The 23,430-nt window shown below is 61.8% G+C and carries 10 protein-coding genes; 6 read left to right on the plus strand and 4 right to left on the minus strand.

Going from position 1 to position 23,430, the window contains the following annotated elements; translation table 11 throughout:
- Window positions 1-149: 149 nt before the first annotated feature.
- Window positions 150-13,133: a non-ribosomal peptide synthetase gene (locus ACA071_RS21745; RefSeq protein WP_497641044.1), complete on the minus strand. Its 12,984-nt coding sequence runs from the start codon at window positions 13,131-13,133 to the stop codon at window positions 150-152.
- A gap of 370 nt (window positions 13,134-13,503) precedes the next feature.
- Between ACA071_RS21745 and ACA071_RS21750 the strand changes: the two genes are divergently transcribed.
- Entirely contained in the window at window positions 13,504-14,052 is a 549-nt protein-coding gene (locus ACA071_RS21750; protein ID WP_133838209.1) for an RNA polymerase factor sigma-70, read from the plus strand.
- 101 nt (window positions 14,053-14,153) lie between these two features.
- Here ACA071_RS21750 and ACA071_RS21755 read toward each other — a convergent pair whose 3' ends face one another.
- The 3 genes from ACA071_RS21755 to ACA071_RS21765 all read right to left on the minus strand — a co-directional run bounded on the left by ACA071_RS21755 (window position 14,154) and on the right by ACA071_RS21765 (window position 16,781).
- Entirely contained in the window at window positions 14,154-15,167 is a 1,014-nt protein-coding gene (locus ACA071_RS21755) for a GNAT family N-acetyltransferase (protein ID WP_497641045.1), read from the minus strand.
- Window positions 15,168-15,267: 100 nt separating this feature from the next.
- The gene (locus ACA071_RS21760) at window positions 15,268-16,062 is read right to left on the minus strand and encodes a substrate-binding periplasmic protein (RefSeq protein ID WP_497641046.1); all 795 of its coding nucleotides are present in this window, start codon (window positions 16,060-16,062) and stop codon (window positions 15,268-15,270) included.
- A gap of 92 nt (window positions 16,063-16,154) precedes the next feature.
- Window positions 16,155-16,781, minus strand: a complete 627-nt coding sequence (locus tag ACA071_RS21765) for a TetR/AcrR family transcriptional regulator (RefSeq protein ID WP_497641047.1) — start codon at window positions 16,779-16,781, stop codon at window positions 16,155-16,157.
- Between the two features lie 190 nt (window positions 16,782-16,971).
- Between ACA071_RS21765 and ACA071_RS21770 the strand changes: the two genes are divergently transcribed.
- The 5 genes from ACA071_RS21770 (at window position 16,972) to ACA071_RS21790 (ending at window position 23,369) form a co-directional block, all read left to right on the plus strand.
- On the plus strand, window positions 16,972-18,762 hold the full coding sequence (locus ACA071_RS21770) for an acyclic terpene utilization AtuA family protein (protein WP_497641048.1): 1,791 nt from the start codon (window positions 16,972-16,974) through the stop codon (window positions 18,760-18,762).
- 12 nt (window positions 18,763-18,774) lie between these two features.
- On the plus strand, window positions 18,775-19,644 hold the full coding sequence (locus tag ACA071_RS21775) for an SDR family oxidoreductase (RefSeq protein ID WP_497641049.1): 870 nt from the start codon (window positions 18,775-18,777) through the stop codon (window positions 19,642-19,644).
- Between the two features lie 3 nt (window positions 19,645-19,647).
- Complete coding sequence (atuC, locus tag ACA071_RS21780; protein ID WP_497641050.1) at window positions 19,648-21,264, plus strand: geranyl-CoA carboxylase subunit beta; 1,617 nt, start codon at window positions 19,648-19,650, stop codon at window positions 21,262-21,264.
- 153 nt (window positions 21,265-21,417) lie between these two features.
- Window positions 21,418-22,575: a citronellyl-CoA dehydrogenase gene (gene atuD / locus ACA071_RS21785; protein WP_497641051.1), complete on the plus strand. Its 1,158-nt coding sequence runs from the start codon at window positions 21,418-21,420 to the stop codon at window positions 22,573-22,575.
- Window positions 22,572-23,369 carry an enoyl-CoA hydratase/isomerase family protein gene (locus ACA071_RS21790; RefSeq protein ID WP_497641052.1) on the plus strand — a complete coding sequence of 266 codons (798 nt, stop codon included), beginning with the start codon at window positions 22,572-22,574 and terminating at the stop codon, window positions 23,367-23,369. The genes atuD and ACA071_RS21790 overlap by 4 nt, the downstream gene beginning before the upstream one ends.
- Window positions 23,370-23,430 lie beyond the last annotated feature (61 nt).

Raw genomic sequence — 23,430 nt, forward strand, 5'->3', positions numbered from 1 at the left:
AAGGGGTCTACCGAAAAAGCCTTGGCAGGCTGAACCGCATGGGTTTCACAGTCAACCTTGTTGAAGATCAAAGATCGCAGCCTTCGGTAGCGCCTACAGAGGTTCGGCGTATACCTGTAGGAGCTGGCGCAGCCTGCGATCTTTTGACTTTAAAGCCCCTCCAACTCCGCCATCAGGTCATTCAAGCGATCGACCTTCTCCTCGGTGATATCACTCGCCGCCAAGCCCTCGATGTACTCCGCCAACTCCTCCACTGAACTGCACTCGAACATTGCCCGCAGCGGCACGTTGCGTTGCAGGGCCTTTTGCACCCGCGAAGCAATCTGTGTCGCCAGCAGCGAATGGCCGCCCAGTTCGAAGAAGTTATCGCGTACACCGACCTTCTCGACCTTCAGCACTTCAGCCCAAATGTCGGCCAGGGTCTGCTCCAGTTCATTACGCGGCGCCAGATAGTCCTGACTCTGCAACTGGCCGATCTCCAGCGCCGGCAGCGCCTTGCGATCCAGCTTGCCATTGGTGTTCAGCGGCAGCGTGTCCAGCCACAACCAGTGCAGCGGCACCATGTATTCCGGCAGTTCGGCGCGCAGGCGTTGCTTGATGCGCTCCAGTCGTTCGCTCGGATTGAGCGGCGAATCGGAAGCCACCAAATACCCGACCAGATGCTTGCCGTTGACGCCTTCCTGAACGCCGACCGCCGCATCGCGGACTTCCGGTTGTTCATGCAGACGCGCCTCGATTTCCCCCAACTCAATGCGGTAACCGCGAATCTTCACTTGATGGTCAATCCGGCCAACGTATTCCAACACACCGTCACTGCGCCGACGGGCCAGGTCGCCGGTGCGATATAAACGATCTCCCGGCTCGCCAAACGGATTCGGCACAAACACTTGGACAGTGCGCAGCGGATCGCTGACATAACCGCGACCAACACCAGTGCCGGCCACACACAACTCACCCACCGCACCCAACGGCACCAGTTCCAGCGCGCCATCGAGCAGGTACAAACGGTTGTTGTCGGTGGGCGTACCGATCGGCAAGTAACTGCCGCGAGTCGACGCCATGTCGACACGGAAGAACGCCACGTCGTCCGAGCATTCCGCTGGGCCATAGGCGTTGACCAACCCGATCTCCGGGTAGCGCAGCAGCCATTGGTGCGCCAGTTCCGGCGGCATCGCTTCACCGGTCGGCAGCATCCAGCGCAGGCCGTCGAGGCTCATGCGTTCCTGGGCGAGCATGCCCTGGATCAGCGACGGCACGCTTTCCAGCACGGTGATGCCCTGGCTCTGAACGTGGGCCAGCAAACCTTGGGGATCGTGGGCGATGGTGTTCGGCACGATGTCCACCCGCGCGCCGAACAGCGGCGCGGCGAGGAACTGCCAGACCGAAATATCGAAGCTTTGCGAAGCGGTTTGCGCGATCACGTCCGTAGCGCTCAAGTTCAGGTACGGCACTTTGCTCAACTGGTTATTGAGCATGCCGCGCTGTTCGACCATCACGCCTTTCGGCAAACCGGTGGAACCCGAGGTGTAGATCACGTAGGCCAGGTTATCCGGGCCGCTGTAGATGCCCGGGTTTTGCACCGACGCATCGCTCGCCTGCACGTCTTCCCAGACCAGCAACTTCGGCCGATTGGCACACCCAAACTCGTCCAGCAATGCGACCGCTTGCTCACGGCAAGCCTGAGTGCAGACCAGCAACGGCGTGCGGCTCAGGTCGATGATCCGGCTCAGACGCTGACTCGGCAGCCCCGGATCCAGCGGCAGATAACCCGCGCCAGCCTTGAAGCTGCCGATGATCATGCCGAGCAGGTCGAGATTCCGTTCCGCCAGCAATGCCACCGGTTGATCGAGCCCGACGCCCGCTGCGATCAATGCATGGCCGAGACGGTTGCTGCGCTGATTCAGCTCGACGTAACTGTGCAGCCGATCAAGGCAACTGGCGGCGATGCGCCGCGGATGCTGCGCGACCTGGGCTTCGAACAATTCGACGTAGCTCTGCTCCAGCGGGTAATCGTGTTCGCTTTGGTTGCAGCCATGGACCAGGAAGTCCTGTTCCTCGGCACCCAGCAGCGGCAAGTCGGCCATATCGCCATGGAAACCTTCGACCAACGCCAGCAGCAAACGCTTGAACTCACCGAGCATGCGCTCGACCGTGGATTCGTCGAAATAACGCTGGTCGTAGGACAGGTGCAAACCGAGGTCATCGCCCGGATAGCACACCGCCGTCAGCGGGAAGTTGGTGTGGGTGCGGCCCGAATCCGAGGTGGCGTTGAGGCTTTGCGCACGGTCCAGCACCGAGACTTCCACCGGGGCGTTTTCAAACACGAACAGGCTGTCGAACAACGGCTGGCCTTTCGGCAGTTCGCTGTTTTCCTGAATGGTCACCAGTGGCAGGTATTCGTACTCGCGCAGTTGCATGTTGCTGTCGAGCAAGCCGCTGAGCCACTGACGAACGCTGATACGTTGATCGTCCTCGGGCATTTTCACCCGCAGCGCGATGCTGTTGATAAACAGCCCGACGGTGCGTTGCATCTCCGGCATTTCCACCGGACGCCCGGCAACGGTGACGCCGAACAGCACGTCGCGATCACCGCTCAAGCGCCGCAGCACCAAGGCCCACGCCGCCTGGGCGAAGGTGTTGATGGTCAGTTGATGGGCCTGGGCCAGTTCACGCAGTTGCGCGCCGTCACGAGCATCGAGCCGAGTGTAGCGGTCGCCGACGATCATGCCGCCGCTGTCGCCGGCGTGTTCACGCAGGAATGGACGGTCGCTTGGAATCGGCGTGGTCCGCTCGAAGCCTTGCAGGTTGGTGTTCCACCACTGCCGCGCCTCGGCCAGGCTCTGGCGTTGCAGCCAGCCGATGTAGTCGCGATAACGCGGCGGTACGGCCAGTTGCGCGTCCCGACCTTCGCCGAGGGCCATGTAGATTTCAAAGAAATCGTTCATCAGCAGCGAGCGGCACCAGGCATCGATCAGGATGTGGTGGTTGCTCATCATGAACCAGTAGCGCGCTGCGCCGACCTTGATCAGGCGCAGGTGGAACGGCGCCTGGTTGAGCAGATCGAATCCCGCCTCACGCTCGCTTTTCAGCAGCGTTTGCAGCTTCGGCTCTTGCTCGGTTTCAACCACAGCGGTCCAGTCGAGGTACTCGATCGGCGTACTGCCTGGCTTGTGGATAACCTGCAACATGTCTTCGCCGACGTTCCAGCAGAACGACGCGCGCAACGCTTCATGACGGGCGATCACCGCTTGCCAGGCCTGGGCAAAACGCTCGGGGTCGAGTTCGCTGTTGATGCGGTAGCGATCCTGCATGAAGTACAGGCCGGTGCCCGGTTCCAGCAAGGTGTGCAACAGCATGCCTTCCTGCATCGGCGTCAGCGGGTAGACGTCTTCAATGACGGCGGCCGGAATCGGCAGCGCATCGAGTTGCGGTTGGGTCAGTCGGGCCAGCGGGAAGTCTGACGGGGTCAGGCCACCGGTTTCATCGAGCAGGCAATGTTCGATCAGGCTTTGCAGCTCGCCCAGGTAAGCATCGGCCAGATCACTGATGGTTTGCGGGTCATGGCGTTCGGCGCTGAAGGTCCAGCGCAGCACCAGTTCGCCGCCGTAGACCTGACTGTCGATACTCAGCTCGTTAGGCAGCGGCGCGTGCGGATCATGGGCGGCGCCGACCGGCTCATCAAGGGGACGGAACAACGCATCCGCGCCGAAGCTCTGGTCGAACTGGCCAAGGTAGTTGAAGGTGATCGGCGCCACCGGCAACGCGGCCATGGTCTGGCGGCACAGGTCATCGGCGAGGTAACGCAGCACGCCATAACCCAGGCCTTTATGCGGCACGGCGCGCAGTTGTTCCTTGATCGCTTTGATCGAGTCGCCCTGCTCTTCCAATGGCATCAGACGCAGCGGATAAGCGCTGGTAAACCAACCCACGGTGCGGGTCAGGTCGATCTCGTCGAACAGCGTTTCGCGGCCGTGGCCTTCGAGTTGAATCAGCGCCGATTCGTGACCGCTCCAGCGGCACATCACGCGGGCCAATGCGGTCAGCAGCAGGTCGTTGACCTGAGTGCGATACGCGCTCGGCGCCTGTTGCAGCAATTGGCGGGTGCGCTCGGCATCCAGGCGTACGCTGACGGTTTGCGCATGCCGATTCTGCTGCCCGCCCTGGGGACGATCACATGGCAGCTCGGCGCTTGGTCCGGCCAGTTGCGTCTGCCACCAGCTCAGTTCTTCACGCAGGGATTCGCTGCCGGCGTAAGCCTGCAGGCGTGCCGCCCAGTCCTTGAAGGCGCTGGTTTTGGCCGGCAGTTTGACGCCTTGCTGAGCGTCCAGTTGACGGTAGACCGTTTGCAGATCGTCCAGCAATACCCGCCAGGAAACACCGTCTACCACCAAGTGATGAATGGCAATCAACAGGCGTTGTTGTCCTTCAGGACCATCGACCAACAGCACCCGCAGCAGCGGCCCTTGTTCAAGGTCGAGGCTGCGTTGGGCATCGGCGAACAACGCGGTGCATTTGTCCATGGACGAGACGCGCACCTGCCACAGGATCGGGGTGTCATTAACGGATTGATGCTCGGCGTGCCATTGAGTCGCGGTTTCAGTGAAGCGCAGGCGCAAGGCATCGTGTTGCTCGATCACCGCCAGCAGCGCTTGCTCCAGGCGATGGGGTTCGAGGGCCTCGGTCGGTTCCAGCAGCAACGCCTGGTTCCAGTGCTGACGCTCGGGAATGTCGGTGTCGAAGAACCAGTGCTGGATCGGCGTCAAACCCGACGCACCGCTGAGCAAACCTTGCTCGGCGCGGACCTGCTCGGTGCGGGTCGCCACGGCGGCGAGGGTCTGCACGGTCTGGTGCTGGAACAGATCACGCGGGCTGAAGTGAATACCCTGCTGCCGCGCCCGGCTGACCACTTGAATGGACAGGATCGAATCGCCGCCCAGTTCGAAGAAGTTGTCGTTGAGGCCGACTTGCGCGACGTTCAGCACTTCGCACCAGATCCCGGCCAGGGTCAGCTCAAGTTCGTTGCTTGGCGCCACGTAGTGCTGACGGTTCAACTCCGGGTCTGGCGCCGACAGTGCGCGGCGGTCGAGTTTGCCATTGGCGGTCAGCGGCATGCTGGCCAGCAGGATCAGGTGCGTCGGCACCATGTAGTCCGGCAGTTGGGATTTGAGGTGGGCCTTCAGCGCTTCCCGCAGCACGGATTGTTGGGCTTCGTCTTGCTCCGCGACTTCGGTGACCAGATAGCCGACCAGTTGTTTGCCGCTCGGCGCATCCAGCGCCAGCACCACGGCTTCGCGGATGGATTCGTGTTCCAACAGACGGGTTTCGATCTCGCCCAATTCGATGCGGAAACCACGGATTTTCACTTGATGGTCGATACGGCCGAGGTATTCCACCAAGCCATCGGCACGCTGACGCACCAGGTCGCCCGTGCGGTAGATACGCCCGCCATTGTCGGCGAACGGATCCGCGACAAAGCGCTCGGCGGTCATGCCCGCACGTTGGTGATACCCCTGAGCCAGACCGGCACCGCCGACGTACAACTCGCCAGTCGAGCCTTGTGGCACCAAGGCCAAATCGGCGTCGAGGATGTAAGCCACCCGCGCGCCGATCACACTACCGATCGGCACACTGCCCAGACCTTCTTCCAACACTTGCGGGGCAAGACTCGCCAGCGGCATGACCACGGTTTCGGTCGGACCATAAGCGTTAAAGAACACGCTCGGTTTGAACGCCGCGCGAATCCGCGCCAGGTGTTCGCCAGTCAGGGCTTCACCGCCGGTGATGCACATGCGCACCGGCAGGGTTTCGCCCCGGGTTGCCAGCCATTGCGCCAACTGGCTGCCATAGCTCGGGGTGAAGCCGAGGATGTTGATCTGGTGCTGACGAATCAGGCCGCAGATTTCTTCCGCATCCCACTGCCCCTGAGCACGCAACACCACCTGCGCACCGCTCAACAACGGCACCAACAAACGCTCGGTGGCGGCGTCGAAGTTGATCGAATAGAAGTGCAACTCGCAGTCGTCGGGACGCATGCCGAAGCGCTCGATCACCGCTTGGCAATGCATGGCGATTTCACCGTGGGACACCACCACGCCTTTCGGTTTACCGGTGGAGCCGGAGGTGTAAATCAGGTACGCCTGATGCTGCGGCAGGCTGATAAACGGCAACTCGCCAGCCGGGTAGTTGGCCAGTTCGGCGGCGTCCTCTTCCAGGCACCAACGGGCCACGGTCGATGGCAATTCACCGAGGGCGTTGAACATGGCTTTGTCACTGAGCAGCAGGCCAATGCCGCTGTCTTCGATCATGTAGCGCAAACGATCGAGCGGGTATTCCGGGTCCAGCGGCACGTAGGCGCCGCCAGCCTTGAGGATCGCCAACAGGCCGATGACCATTTCCAGCGAACGCTCCAGCGCCAGGCCCACCCGCACTTGCGGGCCGACACCGCGCTCGCGAAGCATCCAGGCCAGGCGATTGGCGCGGCTGTCGAGTTCGGCGTAGCTCAGGGTTTTCCCGGCGAAGGTCAGAGCTGGCGCGTCTTTGCGGGCCAACGCTTGCTCGCTGAACAGGTGATGGATGCACTGGTCCAGACGATGCTCGCCCGGCTCGATGCCGAGGCTGTCGAGCAGGTTTTTTTGTTCGGTGGTTTCGAGCAACGACAATTCGCTGAGGCGTTGTTGAGGATCAGCCAGCAGCGCTTCCAGCAGATTGCGCCAGTGCCCGGCCATGCGCGCAATGCGCGGTTCATCGAACAAATCAGTGCTGTAGGTCAGGCAGCAACCCAGGCGATGGTCGAGGTCGGTGACTTCCAGGTTGAGGTCGAACTTGGTCGCCCGGGCATCGTTGGCCAGGTACTCGACGGTCATGCCGGCCAGGGTGCGGCTCTGCTGGAATTCCCAGCGCTGGACGTTGCACATCACCTGGAACAGCGGGTTGTAAGCGGCACTGCGCGGCGGCTGCAAAGCTTCCACCAGATGGTCGAACGGCAGGTCTTGATGGGACTGACCTTCGATTACGGTGTGGCGAACCTGCTCGAACAATTCGCCGACCGACATTTGCCCATCGAGTTGGCAACGCAGCACTTGAGTGTTGAGGAACGCCCCGATCAGCCCTTCGCTTTCCGGACGAATGCGGTTGGCCACCGGTGCGCCGATGCGCAAATCGGTCTGGCCGCTGTAGCGGTAAAGCAGCACGGCCAGGGCGGCGGTCATGGTCATGAACAGGGTCAGACCGTTTTGCGCATTGAACGCACGAACCCGAGCGGCGAGGTCATCGCTCAGGTCAAAACGAAACAGTTCGCCCTGATGGCTTTGCACCGGCGGACGCGGACGGTCGGCGGGCAATTCCAGCAGTGGATGTTCGCGGCCCAGTTGCGCGGTCCAGTAGTCGAGTTGGCGTTGACGCTCACCGGATTCCAGCCACTGACGCTGCCAGACGCTGTAATCCAGGTACTGCACCGGCAGCGGTTGCAGCGGCGATTCGCGGTCATCGACGAAGGCTTCGTAGAGCGCACTCAGTTCCCGGGCGAAGATGTCCATCGCCCAGCCTTCGGTGACGATGTGGTGCAAAGTCAGCACCAGGTAGTGTTCTTGCTCGGCGGTCTTGACCAGACAGGCGCGCAGCAGCGGGCCGGTTTCCAGGTCGAACGGCTTGTGCGCCTCATCGTCCGCCAGTTGCTGGACTTGCCATTCACGGCCATCGGCATCCAGTGCAGTGAAGTCCTTCCAGTCCATGCGCAGGCCGGTGTCGGCATGCACCTGTTGCCGGGCCACGCCATCGACGCTCGGGAACGTGGTGCGCAGGGTTTCGTGGCGAATGATCAGCGCTTGCAGCGCCGCTTCGAACCGCCCGACATCCAGCACCCCGCGCAACCGCGCCATGCCGCCGACGTTGTAGGCCGGGCTGTCCGGCTCCATCTGCCAGAGGAACCACATGCGCTGCTGGGAATAGGACAACGGCACCGCTTGGCTGCGGTCGACTTTTTCGATTGGAGGCTGTTGGTTGGTTTTGCCACTGGCCTGGATCAATCGGACCTGTTCGGCGAAGGCGCCCAGCTCACTGTTTTCGAACAATGCGCGCAGCGGTAATTCGACGTCGCAGGCCTGGCGGGTGCGGGAGATGATTTGCGTGGCCAACAGCGAATGGCCGCCGAGGGCGAAGAAATCGTCGCGTAGACCGATTTGGCTTTGGCCCAGCACTTCGCGCCAGATGCCGGCGATTTGTTGCTCCAGTGCGGTGACCGGTTCGACGTGTTCGCGGACTTGCCATTGCGGCTCCGGCAAGGCGCGACGATCGAGTTTGCCGCTCGGGCTCAGGGGCATTTCATCCAGACGCATCAGCTGCGCCGGGACCATGTATTCCGGCAGCTCGGCGGCCAGCGCGGTTTTCAGACGTCCCGTTTGAGCATCGATGTCCTCAGACGAATCCGTTGAGGTGTAGTAACCAATCAACTGCCCACCGGCCGCCGTCTCGCGCACCAGCACCACGGCTTGAGCAACGCCGTCCTGGGCCAGCAAACGGGCTTCGATTTCTTCCGGTTCGACGCGGAAGCCACGCAGCTTGACCTGCTGATCGAGGCGGCCGAGGTATTCGATCACGCCATCAGCGGTCCAGCGCGCCCGGTCTCCGGTGCGGTACAGGCGTGCGCCCTGCTCGCCCAGCGGATCGACGACAAAACGTTCTGCAGTCAGAGACGGACGACCGAGGTAGCCCCGGGCCAAGCCAATGCCGCTGATGCACAACTCGCCTGGCACACCGGCCGGTACCGGGTTGAGATCGCAGTCGAGCACTCGGCAGATGACATTGCCCAACGGGCGGCCAATCGGCGAGCGTTCGCCATCGGCCGTGGTGCAATGCCAATGGGTGACGTTGATCGCGGTTTCGGTCGGGCCGTAGCGGTTGTGCAGTTGAACGGCTGGCAGTTGCTCCAGCACGCGGTTGCGCAATTCGGCGGGCAAGGCTTCACCGCCGGAGAACACCCGGCGCAGGCTGGTGCATTCGGCGGTCAGCGGTTCTTCGATAAACAGCGCCAGCAATGGCGGCACGAAGTGCAGCGTGGTCACGCCGTACTGCTGGACAAGCTGCGCAATGCGATGCGGATCGCGGTGTTCGCCGGGGCCGGCAATCAGCAAACGCGCGCCAGTGATCAACGGCCAGAAGCATTCCCACACCGACACGTCGAAACTGATCGGCGCTTTTTGCATCAGCACGTCGGTTTCGTCGAGGTGATAAGTGTTCTGCATCCATTGCAGCCGCTCGGCGAGGGCGGCGTGGGTGTTACCGACGCCTTTCGGCTGGCCGGTAGAGCCCGAGGTGTAAATCACGTAGGCCAGGTTATCGCCGTGCAAGTGCAGGCCCGGTGCCTGGCTCGGCCAGTTTTCCAGTTGCAGGGCGTCCATCGCGATGACGCTGACGCCGTCGGTGGCCGGCAAGCGCTCGAGCAAATTGGTCTGGGTCAGGAGCAATTCGACGCCGCTGTCGCTGAGCATGTAGGCCAGGCGTTCGGCCGGGTAATCCGGGTCCAGCGGCACGTAGGCGCCGCCAGCCTTGATGATCGCCAGCAACCCGATCAGCAGTTGCGGCGAACGCTCGGCGGCGATGGCCACGCAGACGTCCGGGCCGACACCTTTGTCGCGCAGGTAATGGGCCAGGCGGTTGGCTTGGGCGTGCAGCTCGGCGAAGTCCAGTTGACCGCCGTCCCAGATCAGCGCGGTGCGTTCAGGGGTTTGGCGCAGTTGTTCATTGAGCAGTTCCGGCAGCCATTGGCTGGCCGCTGTGCAGGGGGCTTCGCTCCACGAGGCGTGTTGATCGTGCTCGCCCGATGTCAGCAGTTTCAGGTCGCCGATGGCTTGTTGTGGACGCTCGCAGACGTCACGCAGCAGGTGGGTGAAGTGCTCGGCGAGGCGCTCGATGGTCGCGGCATCGAACAGTTCGCTGGCGTAGTCGAAGGACAGGCTCAAGCGCCCGTTGCGATCTTCTTCGCTGTGCAATTGCAGGTCGAACTTGGCTTCGCGGCTGTGCCACGGCAGCTCTTCGGCCAGCAGCCCCGGCAAGCGGCGCAGTGCACTCAAGTCCCGTTGCTGGTGGTTGAACATGACCTGGAACAAGCCCGATTCGCGAGCCTGCGGGAAGGCTTCGAGCAGTTGCTCGAACGGCAAGTCCTGGTGGGCTTGCGCGCCCAGCGCGGCTTGGCGGGTTTGCGCCAGCAGCTCAACGAACGGCAGGCGGGAATCGACATCAGCGCGCAGCACTTGGGTGTTGATGAAGAAGCCGATCAACCCCTGGGTTTCCAGACGCGGACGGTTGGCGTTGGGCACGCCGATGCGGATGTCGCGTTGACCGCTGTAGCGGTGCAGCAGGCTCTGGAACGCCGCGAGCAAGAGCATGAACGAAGTGGCTTCGTGGGCCTGGGCGGTTTGGCGGATGGCTTCGCTCAGGCTCACGCCCAAACGCACAGTGTGGCGCGCTGCGCTGTGATTTTGTTGTGCTGTACGCGGGTGGTCAGTGGCCAGGCTCAGGACTGGATGTTCGTCGCCCAGCTGGTTTTTCCAATAGGCCAGTTGCCGCTCGCCCTCGCCTTGCGCCAGCCATTGACGCTGCCAGCTGCCGTAATCGGCGTACTGGGTGGGCAATGCCGCAAGCGTGGCTTGTTGGCCTTGGGACGCCGCCGCGTACAGGCGTGAGAACTCGTCGATCAGCACGTTCAGCGACCAGCCATCGGCGATGATGTGGTGCATCGTCACCAGCAGTTGATGGTCCTCGTCGTCGAGGCGCACCAGCGTCACCCACAGCAGCGGGCCTTTTTCCAGATCGAACTGGGTGCGGGCTTCGTCTTCACGGATTTGTTGCGCGCGGACTTCCCGTTTGTCGACCGGCAAGTCGCTGATGTCGATCAGTTGCAGGTTGAATTCGCCGGCAGCATCGACCTGTTGCAGGGCTACGCCGTCGCGTTCGAAGAACCTTGTACGCAAAGATTCGTGGCGCTCGATCAACTGCTGGAAACTGGCGCGCAACGCGTCTTCGTCCAGCTCGCCGCGCAAACGCAAGGCGCCGGGAATGTTGTAGGCGCTGCTCTGCGGATCGAGTTGCCAGGTAATCCACAAACGGTTTTGTGCCAGGGATTGCGGCATCGCTTCGTTGCGCGACAGTCTCGTGATCGCGCCTTGCGCCAGGCCGCCGTCCTGTTGCAGCCGAGCGACAGCATCGGCGAAGGCGCCGAGGGTCGGGGCTTCGAACAGCAGGCGCAAGTTCAGCTCCAGGCCGAGTTCTTCACGCAGGCGGGCGACCACCTGAGTAGCGGCGATGGAGTTGCCGCCGAGCAGGAAGAAGTGATCGTCGGCGTTGATCTGTTTGACGTTGAGTTGCTCGCGCCAGATCGTGGCAATCAGGGATTGCAGCTCAGAGGTTGATTCGGTGGTGTCTGCGCTCTCGCTGGTCGCCGACGGGAATACCGCATAACTGTCGAGGCTGCCATCCGCCAGGCGACTGCGGCACGCCGAGCGTTGCAGTTTGCCGCTGGAGGTCTTCGGCAATGCCCCCGGGTTGAGCAACACCACCACGCTCGGCGCTTCCTGATACGCCTCGGCCACCGCTTGGCGAATGGCTTTGATCAGGGCGTCGGGCGGGAGGATTTTCTGCACGCTGCGGCTGATTTCCGCGGCGATGCCGATGCCCTCCTGGCCATCGATATTGACCGCGAACGCGGCGACGCGACCTTTGCGTACCACTTCCACTTCGCGCTCGACAGTCTGCTCGATGTCCTGCGGATAGAGGTTGTGACCGCGCACGATCAGCATGTCTTTCAGGCGCCCGGTGACGAACAGTTCAGCGTCGCGCATAAAGCCCAGGTCGCCAGTGCGTAGCCAAGTGCGGCCAGCGTGCTGGACGAAGGTCTTGGCGCTGGCCTCGGGGTTGCGCCAGTAGCCATGGGCGATGCTCGGCCCGGTGGCCCAGACTTCGCCGACGACGTTGTCGGCCAGTTCGGTTAGCGCAACAGGATCGACAATCAACACCGCGTGATCCGGCTGGCTGATGCCGCAGCTCATGATCGCCGCGCCCTCGCCCGCTTCGGCACGGTTCTGTGCCAAGGCTTGATCGTCCACCCGCAGGTTGCCGATCCCCTGGCGGCGAGGGGTGCCGGCCACGAACAATGTGGCTTCCGCCAGGCCATAAGACGCCATGAAACTGTCCGGGGTAAAACCGCACGCGGCAAACTTCTCAGCGAAACGCTCCAAGGTGTCGAGGCGAATCGGCTCCGAGCCGGAATAGGCCACACGCCAGCCGCTCAGGTCGAGCCGTTCCAGCGCCGATTCGCTGACCCGTTCGCTGCACAGTCGATAAGCAAAGTCCGGCCCGCCGCTGATGGTGCCGCCGTATTCGCTGATCGCTTCGAGCCAGCGCAACGGTCGACCGAGGAAGTAGGCCGGCGACATCAACACGCACGGCACGCCGCTGAAAATCGGCTGCAACAGGCCACCGATCAGGCCCATGTCGTGGTACAGCGGCAGCCAGCTGACGATCACGTCGTCCGGGTTCAGGTCAATGCCGAAGCCATGGCGGATCAGCAGTTCATTGGCCACCAGGTTGCCGTGGCTGACTTGCACGCCTTTAGGCAACGCGGTGGAGCCGGAGGTGTATTGCAGGAAGGCGATGTGATCGTCTTCAAGGTCCGGCAAAACCCAGCGCTCGGCATTGGAACTGTCGAGGGTATCGACGCAGAGCAACGGCGGCGCCCCGTCGATTTGCAGCAAAGCCTCTTGCAGGCCGGCGCTGGTCAGCAGCAGACGCGGCTCGGCGTCGCTGATGATCGACAGCAGCCGTTCCTGGTGGTGACGCTTGGTCGATTCCGGCGGGTAAGCCGGCACCGCGATCACCCCGGCATACAGGCAACCGAAAAACGCCGCGACGTAATCCGGGCCGCTGGGAAACAACAGCACCGCGCGATCGCCCAATGCGGCTTGAGCCTGCAACGCACCGGCAATGGTCCGTGCGCGCTGATCCAGCTCGCGATAACTGAGTACCACCGCCTGATCCGCGGTTTCGGCGAGAAAACGCAAAGCCACTCGGTCCGGCGTCAGGGCCGCGCGGCGCTGGAGGGCTTGGACCAGTGTGCTGGGGAGTTCGAACGCGTCGGTCATGAGGTTTCCTGCCTGAATTCGGCTTACAAGTTGGAATCGGTTTTCCTACGTCACGCTCATACAAATGGCGTGCAGGGCGCGGTCTTCGCCGACCGCGCAAGGCTTGGGAATGCGGTTATGGCCGGATCGTGTCCGGAACCATTCACCAATGAGAACGATTGACGTCTTGAAATAATTAGTCGCCAGGCTTGAACCTCAACAGGGCCGGGCGCGACAGCGTGTCGCAGTTCGCACTCTGCACTTTTGTGGCGCATTAATTCTCTTTCTCAATTGACAATCATTATCATTCAACATAATTTGTCGCTCGATGTGTAGGACGGCTCCGATGCGCTCGTCGTCCCACGACCCTATTTGCAGCAAGGTGATTTCCATGACGGAACAAGTATCCACAAGCAGGTGCGATTCACCGCTACTTCAGGCCTTTGTCGACAACCGACTGATTCTGGTCAAAATTGCAGCCCGTATTACCGGCTGCCGGTCGCGGGCTGAGGACGTGGTGCAAGATGCGTTTTTCCGGCTGCAATCGGCGCCGCAGATCACGTCTTCGTTCAAGGCTCAGCTCAGCTACCTGTTCCAGATCGTGCGCAACCTGGCGATCGACCACTATCGCAAACAGGCATTGGAGCTGAAGTATTCCGGCCCTGAAGAGGAAGGCCTGAACGTGGTGATCCAGGGCGCTTCGCCGGAAACCTCGCACATCAATTTCTCGACCCTGGAACACATCGCCGACGCGCTGACCGAGCTGCCGAGCCGCACGCGCTACGCGTTCGAGATGTACCGCTTGCACGGCGTGCCGCAAAAGGACATCGCCAAGGAGCTCGGCGTCTCGCCGACCCTGGTGAACTTCATGATTCGCGATGCGCTGGTGCATTGCCGCAAAGTGTCGGGCAGTCGCGCGGATACTTTCGCTCGTCGCTGAGCCGGCGCCGGCTCCATAAAAAAGATCGCAGCCTTCGGCAGCTCCTGCACCGATCAACGTAGGAACCGCCGAAGGCTGCGATCTTTTGCTTTAGCGCTGAATCACGCCAACTCGCACCGATCAAAAAACCGCTCACGCCCCAACACCATCAACGCCGCGCGCTTGTGCGGGAAGTCGAATTCTTTCTCGCAGTGGAAACACTGGTTGTGCATATGCCCGATCATCTTCGCGTTGTCGGCGCGGGGTTCGGCGACCACGCGCTGGGTGCGCGGATCGTCGAGAAACAGGTAATGCACCAGCGCCGATAACCAACTCGCCACTTTGTGTGGACCGCGATGCGCCTCTTCACCCACCAACATGTGAATGCCGCGGTCGTAATCGCCTGCGTCATAGAACGGCGCGATGCGATCTTCCTTGGCCCAGTAGGCTTCAAAATAGGCGAACGGCTGATCATCGAAACAACCGATCAGCGTCAGGGTGTGCGGGTCGGCGTCGAGCTTGCTCAGGTACTCGCGATGCTTTTCGAGGCTGCCCTCCTCCTGCCAGAAACTGGCGACCCGCGGGCTGTTTTGCCAGCGATTGAAGCGCGGCAGATCCTGTTCGATTTCCACTGTACGCAAGGACACCCAGGCACCGAGCCGTGCATCGAAACGGCGATAGACTTCACCGCGAGGTTTGACCGGACGCAAGGGATGACGCTTGCCGCTACTGATGACCATCTGTTGCGGGTAGCTGCCGCTCAGTGATTCGCCCAGCCACGGTTGCGGCAACTGCCAGAACAGCGTGCGCTCGCAGCGGTACTCGCCCACCGTTTCGGTCGGGATCAGCAAACCGCTGAACAAGGCTTCGGTGGGCACTTCGTCCAGACGCCAGGTCAGGCGCTGGCAAGCCGGATCCCGGGCAAACAGCCAATAACAAGCCGCCCAGAAGGCCTGGCCGGCAGGCAGGCCGAAGCGCTCGTCGACTTCAATATGCAACTCGGGCTCACGACTCAGGCGCAAGCGAATCAGCGGCTGCCCTTCCAGGCTGAGGCTCAGGCGGCTTTCGGTTTCATCGGCTACAAGACTGCGCCCTGACGGCAAGGCCAGGGCAGTCAGGTCATTCAGATTGGACATGGGTCAGGCTCACAGTAATCGTCGACAGTTCAACGATGTGACGTGAGCCGGGGCAGGAAATTTAAGCGAAGTCGTTAAATCCGCGACCTGCGGCAGGTTTTCAGGGCTTGGGCACCGGCACCACAGCGATCTTGTACGGCTGGAAAATCTTCAACATCTGGCCGTTGTCGCGCAGGCCTTGCAGCAACTTGCTGAACGCCGGGCCACTGATCGGTGCGGCCGGGCTGAGCAGCGCGTAGTGGTGGTAGACCTGATCGATGCGCTGGGACACCAGCAACTCATCGGCGACTTTCTCGTTGCGCAGCAGGTAATCGCTCAGATAAGAGCGCGTGACCAGGGCAATGTCGGCTCGATCGCGCAAGACCATCAGCAGGTTGCTGTCATGGGAATAGGTCAGCGTGGCGTTGAAATTCTGCGCGAGGAATTTCGGGTCGGCGTTGAAGTTGGCGAATTCGTAGTGATAACCGCTGAACAAGGCCAGGCGCTTGCCAGCGAGGTCGGCAAAATAACTCTCGCGGCGATCAGGCTTGCGTTGCGCGACAAAAATCTCGGCGTCTTCCAGGCCCATGTCGACGGTGGTGTGAGGAATGTCCTTCCAGCCCCAGTCCGGGTTCTCGAAGATCGCCATGTCCACCCGACCTTGCTTGAAATCACCGAAACGCCGGGGAATGGAGGTGGGCACCAGCACGAATTCGTAATCGGTTTGCAATTGATTCAGCGCTTCCACCAATTGCGGCAACAGACCGGTGTCGGCACCAGACTCCGGGCGCACCGTGTAAGGCGGAAAATGCGCGGCACCCACCCGCACCTGTTGCGCCGCCTGGGACGGCAACACCCATAGCACCGCAAGTGCCGCCAGCAAAAGCCGCGACACCGTCCAAATTGGCGAAGACATCAAAACAACCCACTCCCCGAAAAAATACGCATCAATGCATTCAAGCTAGGCGGTTTCGCCTACTTAGCCAGTTTATCGTCGAGATAGACGTTTCACTGTTTCTCTTCCAGCACCAGAATCAATGCCTCATCAGCCAATTGATCGAGGCTCATGCTGCCGCCGGCGCGGAACCAGGTGGTGGTCCAGGACAAGGCGCCCGTCAGGAACCGCCGAGTGATGAACACATCCCCGCGGATAAAACCGGCGTCTTTGGCCTCCCCCAGCACCTGCAGCCAGATCGCTTCATAAATGTCCCGCAGGGCCAGCACCTGGACTTGCCCGTCTTCGGACAGCGAACGCCATTCGTAGACCAGCACCGCCATGGCTTCGCCGCTACCGCCCATGATCGACTGCAATTCGCAGCGAATCAGCGCCAGCACCCGTTCGCGCACGTTGCCGGCCTCGGCCAGGGCAGCCTGCATCAACGCGGTGTTATAGCGAATGGTTTCCTCCATCACCGCCCGCAGGATCTCGTCCTTGCTTTTGAAGTGATGAAAAATACTGCCCGACTGAATGCCCACCGCACTGGCCAGATCTCGCACGGTGGTGCGTTCATAGCCTTTATTGCGGAACAGGTGAGCCGCCACTTGCAGCAGTTTGCCGCGGGCGCTGTCCGGGTCGGTCAATTGGCCGTTGTCGACCAATTCGCGCATCACCCTCAGGGCTTTTTGCTCGTCCACCCGTTCTCTCCTACAGTCGATCAGTCAAATGCGCCGTTCGCCGCTAAAACAGCGGGGTTGCGCGGGCAATTTAAGCTGGCGAGGGCGACCAAGCAAGCGCTTGGGGTGAAGATATTTCAGGCGTTTACAAACCAAGCGCTTGCTTGGTAGTCTCGAGCCACTTCTGTCGGAGCTGAGCATGGAGTTGACTGTGCCAAAAACAATCCGCATCGGTTGCGCCAGCGCCTTCTGGGGCGACACCTCCACCGCCGCCGCGCAACTGGTGCAAGGCGGGCGCCTGGACTATCTGGTGTTCGATTACCTGGCCGAAATCACCCTGTCGATCATGGCCGGCGCCCGGATGAAAGATCCCCAGGCCGGCTATGCCAGCGACTTCATCGAAGTCCTCAGCCCTTTGTTGTCGCAACTCGCCGAACAGAAGATCCGCGTGATCAGCAACGCCGGCGGCGTCAACCCACAAGCCTGCGCCGCCGCCCTGCAAGCGGCGTGCGACAAGGCCGGGGTGGCCCTGAAGATCGCCGTGCTGCTGGGCGATGACCTGCAACCGCAGTTCAAACAGTTGAGCAGCCAAGGTATCCGCGAAATGTTCAGCGGCGCGCCCTTGCCGCCAATGTGCGTGTCCACCAATGCTTATCTCGGCGCACCGGGCATCGTCGAAGCCCTGCGCCTGGGGGCTGACATCGTGATTACCGGCCGGGTGGTCGACAGCGCCGTGGTCAGCGCCGCACTGGTGCATGAATTCGGCTGGTCGTGGCACGACTACGACAAACTGGCCCAGGCCGCGCTGGCCGGGCACATCATTGAATGCGGCGCCCAGTGCACCGGCGGCAACTTCACCGACTGGCGCGAGGTGCCCGACTACGAGCACATCGGTTTTCCCATTGTCGAAGTCAGCGCCGACAGCCAGTTCATCGTCAGCAAACCAGAAGGCTGTGGCGGACTGGTCACGCCGCTGACCGTCGGCGAGCAAATGCTCTATGAAATCGGCGACCCGAGGGCCTATCTGCTGCCGGACGTGGTCTGCGATTTCAGTCAGGTCAAACTTCAGCAACAAAGCAAGAATGCGGTGCAGGTGCATGGCGCGAAAGGCTTGCCGCCGACCGATCAGTACAAGGTCAGCGCCACTTACCCCGACGGTTTTCGCTGCACCGCCAGCTGCCTGATCGCCGGCATCGATGCGGTGGACAAGGCGCGGCGGGTCAGCGAAGCGATCATCAACAAGACTTCAGAGATTTTCAGCCAGCGCGGCTGGGCGCCCTACAGCGAAGTGAACATCGAACTGCTCGGCAGCGAGGCCACCTACGGCCCCCACGGCCAGCGCCAGGACAGCCGCGAAGTGGTGATCAAACTCGCCGTGCGCCACCCCAGCAAGCAGGCGTTGATTGTGTTCTCCCGGGAAATCGCCCAGGCCGCCACCGGCATGGCCCCGGGATTGACCGGGATCGTCGGCGGTCGGCCGACGGTGTATCCGCTGATCCGGCTGTTCTCGTTCCTGATCGACAAAAGTGCCTGCACGCTGGACATTGATCTTAATGGCCAGCGCCATTCCTGCGGCATGCCGAGCCTGGATCCGCTGGACACCGACGCCCTGCCCGCCCCGCATGAACTGCCCAAACCCCAGGGCCGGGCCGACGCCAGCGTGGCGCTGGTCAAACTCGCCGTGGCGCGTTCCGGCGACAAGGGCAATCACAGCAACATCGGGGTCATGGCGCGGCAGTCGCAGTTCCTGCCGTGGATCGCCGAAGCGCTGACGCCGGAGGTGATCGTCGACTGGATGAGCCACGTGCTCGACCCGGTCCACGGCCGTGTCGAGCGCTGGTATTTGCCCGGCACCCACAGCTTGAATTTTCTCCTGGAAAACGCCCTTGGCGGTGGCGGCGTGGCCAGTCTGCGGATTGATCCGCAAGGCAAGGCCTTTGCCCAACAACTGCTGGAGATCCAGATTCCGGTGCCCCAGAGCATCGCCGACCAGGTCAACTAGAGGACCGCTGCCATGGCTTACGACTCGATTTTCAAACCCGACCTGTTCGCCGGCCAAACCATCATTGTCACCGGCGGCGGCAGCGGCATTGGCCGGTGCACCGCCCACGAACTGGCGGCCCTCGGCGCCCATGTGCTGCTGGTGGGGCGCAACGCCGACAAACTGCGCAACGTCGCCACCGAGATTGCCGAGGACGGCGGCAAGGCGGACTGGAAGACCTGTGATATTCGTGAGGAAGAAGCGGTCAAGCATCTGGTCAGCGAGTTGATCCGTCTATTCGGGCCGATTCACGGCCTGGTCAACAATGCCGGCGGCCAGTTCCCATCGCCCCTGGCCTCGATCAACCAGAAGGGTTTCGAAACCGTGATGCGCACCAATCTGGTGGGCGGTTTCCTGATGGCCCGGGAAGTGTTCAATCAGTCCATGAGCAAGCACGGCGGGGCCATCGTCAACATGCTGGCCGACATGTGGGGCGGCATGCCTGGCATGGGCCATTCGGGGGCCTCGCGCTCGGGCATGGACAACCTGACCAAGACCGCCGCGTTCGAATGGGGTTATGCCGGGGTGCGGGTCAATGCCGTGGCGCCGGGCTGGATTGCCTCCAGCGGCATGGACACCTACGAAGGCGCGTTCAAGGCGGTGATCCCGACCCTGCGCGAGCATGTGCCGCTCAAGCGTATCGGCACCGAATCGGAAGTGAGCGCGGCGATTGTGTTCCTGCTCAGCCCGGCGGCGGCGTTTGTCAGTGGCAGCACGTTACGCATCGATGGGGCCGCGAGCCTGGGCGGTCGGGCGTGGCCGATTCACAAAGCGCAAAACAGTGAGTCGTTCAACGGTTTCCACCGCGCCTATTTGCCGGACGTACTCAAGGACAAGGAATAAGCCATGCCGGTGATCCAGTCGCAAATCGACCCTTTCAGCGAACAGTTCGCGCAAAACCGCGCGGCGATGCTGGTGGGCATTGAGCATGTTCGTGAGCTTGAACAGAACCTGCTGAACAAGGCTTTTGAGGCCAAGGCCAAGTTCGACAAACGCGGCCAACTGCTGCCCCGCGAACGGCTTAATCTGCTGCTCGACCCCGGTGCACCGTTCCTCGAACTGGCGAGCCTGGCCGGCTACAAGCTGCACGACGACAAGGACGGCAGTTCGGCAGGCGGCGGTTTGATTGCCGGCATCGGTTATGTGTCCGGCGTGCGGGTGCTGGTGGTGGCGAACAACAGCGCAATCAAGGGCGGGACCATTTCCCCCAGCGGTTTGAAAAAATCCCTGCGCCTGCAACAGATCGCCATGGAAAACAAACTGCCGGTGATTACCCTCGCTGAAAGCGGTGGTGCCAACCTCAATTACGCCGCCGAGATTTTCATCGAAGGGGCGCGCAGCTTTGCCAATCAGGCGCGCATGTCGGCCATGGGCTTGCCGCAAATCACCGTGGTCCATGGCTCGGCCACTGCGGGCGGCGCGTATCAGCCGGGTTTGTCGGATTACCTGGTGGTGGTGCGCGGCAAGGCCAAGCTGTTTCTTGCCGGCCCGCCGCTGTTAAAAGCCGCCACGGGGGAAGTCGCCACCGATGAAGAACTGGGCGGTGCCGAGATGCATGCACAAACTGCCGGCACTGCCGAATACCTGGCTGAAAACGATGCTGACGGCGTGCGCCTGGTGCGCGAGATTGTCAGCCTGTTGCCGTGGAACGAGCAGTTGCCATGGTTACCGGAACCGCAGTGGAAAGAACCGCTCTACCCCATCGACGAACTGCTGGGGTTGATCCCGGACGACCCGAAGAAACCCTACGACGTGCGCGAAATCATCGCCCGGATTGCCGACGGCTCGAACTTCCTTGAGTTCAAGGGTGAGTTCGATCAACAGACGATCTGCGGCCAGCTGAAAATCCAGGGCCGCGCCTGTGGCTTTATCGGCAACAACGGCCCGATCACGCCCAAGGGCGCGAGCAAGGCAGCGCAGTTTATTCAGCTGTGCGACCAGAGCCAGACGCCGCTGCTGTTTTTCCACAACACCACCGGATTTATGGTCGGCACCGAGTCGGAGCAGCAAGGGGTGATCAAGCACGGCGCGAAGATGATCCAGGCGGTGGCCAATGCCCGGGTGGCGAAACTGACCATCGTCGTCGGCGGTTCCTATGGTGCCGGCAATTACGCGATGTGCGGCCGCGGCCTGGACCCACGCTTCATCTTCGCCTGGCCCAACAGTCGCACCGCCGTGATGGGCGGCGCCCAGGCCGGCAAAGTGCTGCGGATCGTCACCGAGGCCAAACAGCTCAAGGACGGCTTGGTGCCGGACCCGAAAATGCTCGACATGCTGGAGCAGGTCACCGCGCAGAAACTCGATAGCCAGTCCACCGCACTCTACGGCAGCGCCAGTTTGTGGGACGACGGGTTGATCGATCCGCGGGATACCCGGACGTTGCTCGGGTATCTGCTGGATATCTGCCACGAGGCCGAGGTTCGGCCGCTGCAAGCCAACAGTTTTGGTGTCGCACGTTTTTGAACACGATCGTTCCCACGCTCTGCGTGGGAATGCCTCAATGGACGCTCTGCGTCCACTCTTGGGACGCAGAGCGTCCCGGCTGCATTCCCACGCGGAGCGTGGGAACGATCAAAACGAAACGGCTACGATCCGTACTTCAGGAGAACAATAAAAATGATCTTCACCCAGGAACACGAAGCACTGCGCCGTACCGTTCGCCAATTCGTCGATCACGAGATCAATCCGCACGTCGAAGAATGGGAAAAGGCCGGACGCTTTCCGATCCATGAGATTTTCCGCAAGGCCGGCGATCTCGGTTTGCTGGGGATTTCCAAGCCGGAGAAGTTCGGCGGCATGGGCCTCGACTACAGCTATTCGATCGTCGCCGCCGAAGAATTCGGCACGATTCATTGCGGTGGGATTCCGATGTCCATCGGCGTGCAGACCGACATGTGCACCCCGGCGCTGGCGCGTTTTGGCTCCGATGAGTTGCGCGAAGAGTTCCTGCGCCCGGCGATCACTGGCGAGCAAGTCGGTTGCATCGGTGTCTCGGAAGTCGGCGCCGGTTCCGATGTCGCCGGGTTGAAAACTACCGCGCGCAAGGACGGCGACGATTACGTGATCAACGGCAGCAAGATGTGGATCACCAACTCGCCGAGCGCCGATTTCATCTGCCTGCTGGCCAACACCTCGGACGACAAACCCCACGTCAATAAGTCGCTGATCATGGTGCCGATGAACACGCCGGGCATCAGCCTGAGTTCGCACCTGGACAAGCTCGGCATGCGCAGCTCGGAAACCGCCCAGGTGTTTTTCGACAACGTGCGCGTGCCACAGCGCAACCGCATCGGCCATGAGGGTGCGGGGTTCATGATGCAGATGTTGCAGTTCCAGGAGGAACGCCTGTTCGGCGCAGCGAACATGATCAAGGGCCTGGAATACTGCATCGACAGCACCATCGAGTACTGCAAGGAACGCCAGACCTTCGGCAATGCATTGATCGACAACCAAGTGATTCATTTCCGCCTCGCGGAACTGCAAACCGAAATCGAATGCCTGCGGGCGCTGGTGTACCAGGCCACCGAGCAGTACATCAAAGGCCAGGACGTCACGCGCCTGGCGTCCATGGCCAAACTCAAGGCCGGGCGTTTGGGCCGCGAAGTCAGCGACAGTTGCCTGCAATATTGGGGCGGCATGGGCTTTATGTGGGACAACCCGGTGGCCCGGGCTTATCGCGATGTGCGGCTGGTGTCGATTGGCGGTGGGGCCGACGAAATCATGCTGGGGATCATCTGCAAACTCATGGGCACCCTGCCGGGGAAAAAGAAATGAACAGCTTGCCGGTTTGCCAGACGCTGTTGCTCGAACTGCACAACGGCGTGCTGCACATCACCCTCAACCGCCCGGAAAGCCGCAATGCGATGAGCTTGCAGATGGTCGCCGAATTGCGCGCGGTGCTGGCGGCAGTGCGTGATGACCGCGCCGTTCGGGCCTTGGTGATTGGTGGTGCCGGCGGGCACTTCTGCGCGGGCGGGGACATCAAGGACATGGCCAACGCCCGTGCTCAAGGGCCGGAAGCTTATCGCGACTTGAACCGGACATTCGGTGCCTTACTGCAAGAAGTGCAGCACGCCCCGCAAGTGGTCATCACCGTGCTGCAAGGCGCGGTGCTGGGTGGTGGTTTTGGTCTGGCCTGCGTCAGCGACGTCGCGCTGGCCGATCATCAGGCCCAGTTCGGTCTGCCGGAAACCAGCCTCGGCCTGCTGCCGGCACAGATCGCCCCGTTCGTGGTCCAGCGCATCGGCCTGACGCAGGCCCGAAGACTGGCCCTGACGGCTGCGCGGTTCGATGGCACCCACGCGCGGCGAATGGGCTTGGTGCATTTTGTCGAGCATGACCCGCAGGCATTGGCGGAGCGCCTCGATGAGGTGTTAGCCCATGTCTTGTGCTGCGCGCCGGGGGCGAATGCGTTGACGAAAAAACTGTTGCTGGCGAGCGCCGGGCAGCCTTCCGGTGCGCTGCTGGATCAAGCGGCTGAGTGGTTCAGCGAAGCGGTGGCCGGGGTTGAAGGGGTCGAGGGGACGATGGCTTTTGTGCAAAAGCGTAAACCGGGGTGGGCCTCTTAAAAGCTTCGCGGGCAAGCCTCGCTCCTACAGGTTTTCTGTTTGCGGCCCCTGTAGGAGCGAG

The sequence above is a fragment of the Pseudomonas sp. LBUM1646 genome, assembly GCF_059716165.1.

Bases quoted from the DNA above. Each gene is read 5' to 3' on its own strand.
- atuC (WP_497641050.1), top strand. From the start codon at position 19,648: ATGCCGGTGATCCAGTCGCAAATCGACCCTTTCAGCGAACAGTTCGCG.
- ACA071_RS21755 (WP_497641045.1), bottom strand. From the start codon at position 15,167: ATGTCCAATCTGAATGACCTGACTGCCCTGGCCTTGCCGTCAGGGCGC.
- atuD (WP_497641051.1), top strand. From the start codon at position 21,418: ATGATCTTCACCCAGGAACACGAAGCACTGCGCCGTACCGTTCGCCAA.
- ACA071_RS21775 (WP_497641049.1), top strand. From the start codon at position 18,775: ATGGCTTACGACTCGATTTTCAAACCCGACCTGTTCGCCGGCCAAACC.
- ACA071_RS21790 (WP_497641052.1), top strand. From the start codon at position 22,572: ATGAACAGCTTGCCGGTTTGCCAGACGCTGTTGCTCGAACTGCACAAC.
- ACA071_RS21750 (WP_133838209.1), top strand. From the start codon at position 13,504: ATGACGGAACAAGTATCCACAAGCAGGTGCGATTCACCGCTACTTCAG.
- ACA071_RS21745 (WP_497641044.1), bottom strand. From the start codon at position 13,133: ATGACCGACGCGTTCGAACTCCCCAGCACACTGGTCCAAGCCCTCCAG.
- ACA071_RS21760 (WP_497641046.1), bottom strand. From the start codon at position 16,062: ATGTCTTCGCCAATTTGGACGGTGTCGCGGCTTTTGCTGGCGGCACTT.